The sequence below is a fragment of the Stenotrophomonas sp. PS02298 genome (assembly GCF_029959445.1).
Taxonomy (GTDB): domain Bacteria; phylum Pseudomonadota; class Gammaproteobacteria; order Xanthomonadales; family Xanthomonadaceae; genus Stenotrophomonas.
Genome location: NZ_JASCOR010000239.1, coordinates 1 through 4,361, shown reverse-complemented (window position 1 = coordinate 4,361; position 4,361 = coordinate 1). Strand labels below are relative to the sequence as shown.

General features: G+C 65.6%; 5 protein-coding genes. 2 read left to right on the top strand and 3 right to left on the bottom strand.

Going from position 1 to position 4,361, the window contains the following annotated elements; all coding sequences use genetic code 11:
• Window positions 1-131 precede the first annotated feature (131 nt).
• Genes zupT through QMX78_RS20255 form a run of 3 tightly spaced genes read right to left on the bottom strand, consistent with a single transcriptional unit; the run spans window position 132 to window position 1,716 of the window.
• On the bottom strand, window positions 132-941 hold the full coding sequence (gene zupT / locus QMX78_RS20265; RefSeq protein ID WP_282273017.1) for a zinc transporter ZupT: 810 nt from the start codon (window positions 939-941) through the stop codon (window positions 132-134).
• 9 nt (window positions 942-950) lie between these two features.
• Window positions 951-1,367, bottom strand: a complete 417-nt coding sequence (locus tag QMX78_RS20260) for an energy transducer TonB (protein WP_282273015.1) — start codon at window positions 1,365-1,367, stop codon at window positions 951-953.
• A gap of 1 nt (window position 1,368) precedes the next feature.
• Entirely contained in the window at window positions 1,369-1,716 is a 348-nt protein-coding gene (locus QMX78_RS20255; RefSeq protein WP_282273013.1) for a 4a-hydroxytetrahydrobiopterin dehydratase, read from the bottom strand.
• A gap of 88 nt (window positions 1,717-1,804) precedes the next feature.
• Between QMX78_RS20255 and QMX78_RS20250 the strand changes: the two genes are divergently transcribed.
• Both QMX78_RS20250 and QMX78_RS20245 read left to right on the top strand, forming a co-directional pair.
• Complete coding sequence (locus QMX78_RS20250) at window positions 1,805-2,404, top strand: NfuA family Fe-S biogenesis protein (protein ID WP_282273011.1); 600 nt, start codon at window positions 1,805-1,807, stop codon at window positions 2,402-2,404.
• A gap of 13 nt (window positions 2,405-2,417) precedes the next feature.
• On the top strand, window positions 2,418-4,220 hold the full coding sequence (locus QMX78_RS20245; RefSeq protein ID WP_282273009.1) for a hypothetical protein: 1,803 nt from the start codon (window positions 2,418-2,420) through the stop codon (window positions 4,218-4,220).
• Window positions 4,221-4,361: the final 141 nt, after the last annotated feature.

The window sequence follows — 4,361 nt, the reverse complement described above, 5'->3', positions numbered from 1 at the left end:
CCGCGGCTAAGCAACAGACCAGCCACGCCGCCAACTGGCGGGCGATGCCAGCAATGCCGGCTGCGCGGCTGACGCCGCTCCTACAAGAGGCTTTGTTCAGGACCGGCTGGGTTGCCGCCGGCCAGGGCCTCCTACCACTTGAACAGCACAAGGCTGACCGCAATCGTGGCCATGCCGATCACCAGTCCGTAAACGGTCTCGTGACCCTTGGCGTAGCGCTTGGCTGCCGGCAGCAGTTCGTCCAGAGCCAGGAACACCATGATTCCCGAGATCAGGCCGAACACGGCGCCGAAGGTGGCGTGGGACAGCGAGCCGGCCAGGGCGTAGTAGCCGATGGCGGCGCCAACCGGCTCGGCCAGTCCTGACAGCAGGCTGGCGAAAACCGCATAGGACTTGCGCCCGGTGGCGAAGTACACCGGCACCGCGATGGCAATGCCTTCGGGGATGTTGTGGATGGCAATGGCGAAGGCCAATGGCAGGCCGACCGACGGGCTTTCCAGTGTGGCGAAGAAGGTGGCCAGACCCTCGGGGAAGTTGTGCGCGGTGATCGCCACCGCGCTGAGCAGGCCGACCCTGCGGATGTTGCTGCGGCTCTTTTCCTTGAAGGCAGGGTCCTGCTTGTCCAGGGTTTCGTGCGGGTTGGGCACGAAATGGTCAATCAATACCACCAGCAGTACGCCGCCCAGGAACCAGAGCGTGCCGTAGGTGAAGCCGAGGCGCTCGCCGTATGCCAGCGCAAACGAGGCCACGGACTTGTTCAGGATCTCCGACAGCGACACATAGACCATCGCACCGCCGGCGAAGGCCAGGCCAAAGGCGAGCAGGCGCGGATTGGGGCGCTTGGAGAACACCACCATCAGGCTGCCGACGGTGGTCGCCAGGCCGGCAGCCAGGGTCAGCCCGAAGGCCATCCATAGATTTTCGGGGGTAACGGGATGCATCAGTCGCGATCAGCCGCCACGACGCGCGCGTTCTTCGATGGCAAAACACTCATTCGGCTTCGGGTCCGGCGGGTTGAAGCTGACCGGTACCTGGATGGTGGTAGGCACCGGCTGGCCGTTGCGGGTGGCCGGGTTGAACTTCCATTCGCGCACGCGGCGCGCGGCGGAGTCATCCAGCTGGCTGTTGCCGCTGCTGGTGACCAGCGAAACTTCGGTAGGCATGCCCTGCGGGCCAACCACCACGCGCAGCACGCTCTTGCCGCCAACCCCGGTGCAGGCCAGTTCGGCCGGGTAGTCCGGCGGCGGGGTCTGCACGGCGGCCACTTCGGTCGGGGCGACGGTCGGCGCGGCCGGTTGGTCGGAGGAATTGCAGGCGCTCAGTGCAGCCACGGTGCCCAATGCAGCGAACAGCAGACGCAGTTTCATGTCATTGCTCCGTTAGTGCGGATGCCTTGGCGGCACAGATGAAGTCGTTCTCGCTCAGGCCGCCCACATCGTGGGTGGAAAAGCGCACAACGGCGCGGTCGTAGTGCACGCCCAGGTCGGGGTGGTGGTCTTCGCGGTGCGCAACCCAGGCCAGCGCGTTCACGAACGCCATGGTGCCGTGGTAGTTGTCAAAGCGGAATGTGCGGGTCAGGGCCTGGCCGTTCTCGGCCAGCTCCCAACCCGGCACCTGGGGCAGCAGCTCGGCGACGCGGGCCTGACCGAGGCGATATTCGCTGCCCCGGCGCGGGCTGCAGTGCGCTTGTGCCAGCGGGATGAGATCAGGGGCCATGCAAACCTCCATAACAGATGACTGAACTGTGCCGCCGTTGGAATCAGTGTCCCATCGGTGGCAACCAAGACACGGCTAGAATACCCGCATGATCCAGATCTCAGATACCGCCCAAACACATTTCCGCAAGTTGATCGAACGCGAGGCCGTGCCCGGGATGGGCGTGCGCCTGAGCGCGATGGACCCGGGAACCCCGAGCGCAGACGCGCGCCTTGAATTTGCCGAGCCGGCTGACCTGCTCGGTGACGAGTGGGCGGTGGACTGCGATGGCTTCACTTTGTATGTCGCTGCGACCAGCGTGGCGTGGTTGGACGGCGCCGAGATCGACTTCGTCACCCAGGCTGCCGGTACCCAGCAGCTGACGATCAAGGCCCCCAAGATCAAGGGCGAAGCCCCCGGTGATGCAGCGTCCATCGTCGAGCGTGTGCGCTGGGTGATCGAGAACGAAATCAATCCGCAGCTGGCGTCGCATGGCGGCCGCGTCGCGGTGCAGGAAGTGTCGGCCGATGGCGTGGTGTTGCTGCGCTTCGGTGGTGGCTGCCACGGTTGCGGCATGGCCGATGTGACCTTGAAGCAGGGGATCGAGAAAACCTTGATGGGCCGGGTGCCGGGCATCACCGCCGTGCGTGACGCCACCGACCACGAAACCGGTCAGGCCCCGTATATTCCGCGCGACGGCGCGGGCTGAGCCGCTACCACGCATGCCGGTGACATCGGTTACCGAGCTGATCAATCTGCTGGCTTCGCGCCGGCAGACCAGCATCCTGCACGATCGCCGCACCGGCATGCCGTATAGCTGGAGCAACTGGCTGCGCACGCGCGTATCCAAGGGATTGTCGGCCTTTGCCGATGCCGATGCTGCCGGGGTCATGGCAGCGCGGCCGCAGCGACCACGCGAGGCTGTGGCCACACCGCTGCCGCTGTGGCGAATCATCGTATTGCTGTTCTGGAATGGTGGCGAACCGCCGCCGCGCGATCAGCGCGGCCTGCGCTGGTTCGCGGGATTCTTCAGTGCCGGCCTGCATGTGCTGTTCGCGCTGCTGTTGCTATGGGTGGCGTTGGTACGCAGCAATGTGCCGGAACAGAACGCCGAAGACGGCGAACGCGTGCAGGTGGAGTTCGTCGGGCGTGGTACGCCGGACGAGGAGGGTGGCGGTGCCCCGCAAGCTGCCGAGGCAGCCGTGGCGCAGGCGGCAGCCGCAGCGCAGTCCGAGTCCGGCGCTGCTGCGGTCGAGCCATCGGCACCCGCAGCCCGGGAATCGCCTGCAGCTCCCGCTGCGAGTGCAGTGCAGGACAATGCGACATCTGCTGCAGAGGCGGATGTCGAGCCTGAATGGATGCCGATAGATGCGTCCAAACCCGTGCCGCAGCCGCCAAACGAGCAGCCGCTGCAGGTGACGGAAACAAACCGGCCGACCAGTGAATTCGTGGTGCCGCCTGCCACGGTGACGGCGCCTGCGTTGCGCAGCAGTCAGGCGCAGGTGCGCGAACGCACGATTGAGACCGCGGTTGATCGTCCGCAGCCAACACAGGCGCTACGCCAGCCGGCAGACGTTGCGGTGCAGCTGCGTTCGCCGCAGGTGCAGGTGCGTGAACGCCAGATCGAAGTTGCCACGCAGCAACCGATAGCGGTGACGCAGCCGCATGTGCGCGAAACACAGGTGCGTATCCGCACGCCTGAATTTGGCGTGCGCGAACGTCAGGTTGAGACCGCGACGCAGGAATCGGTGACGATGGCGACGCTGCCATCGCGTGCTGCGCAGGTGCAAGTGAAGGCACCGACGATGGCGGTGCGTGAGCGCGCGGTACCCGGTGGGCCAGACAAGCCCGCCGCACAGGCGGCGACGAGTCCAACTGCATCGACCCAGGCATCAACCGGTACACCGGCAGCAAGTGCATCGACCAGCCCGTCGCGCACTGGCGGGCAGGCGGCTGCCACTCCGAGCCCGCGTGCCGGATCCAGCGCAGGTGCGGGTCCGAAAGCCGAGGATCGCAGCGGCGGTTGGGCAGCGCCCAACCGTGGCGATGATTGGGGCGCAGCGCAGCGCCAGGTCGCTGGCAGCGCTGGTGGTCAGGCTGACAAGGGCACGGGACTGTTCAACGCCGATGGCAGCGTAAGGTTGGGTACCAACGAGGGGCAGGCGCAGGACGCGGACAAGCGTGGTGCGCCCGGCGGTGATTCCGATACCTGGAGCCGCGAGCGCATCGCCGAGTCCGGTACCTGGCTCAAGCGCCCGCCGTATGACTACACACCAACTTCGTTCGACAAGTACTGGGCGCCGAACGAGTCCTTGCTGGCCGAGTGGGTGCGCCGGGGCATCAAGAGCGTTGAGATTCCGATTCCCGGCTCAAAGAGCAAGATTTCCTGTGTGGTGTCGATGCTGCAGTTCGGTGGCGGCTGTGGCCTGACCAATCCGAACATGCAGGAGCAGCCAGCGGAAGCGCGGCCACCGCCGGATATCCCGTTCAAGAAAGAGTTGCAGGAAGACAACGGCAGCCGTTGAAACTTGGATCGCGGCGTGCCGTCTTGTGTCGCATTCTTTCCGCTTGTTTGTGGGAGCGGCGTAAGCCGCGAAGCACATAGCCAATCAGATGTCGCATATGCCTGAGGTTTCGGCAATGCCAGCTTCGCGGCTTACGCCGCT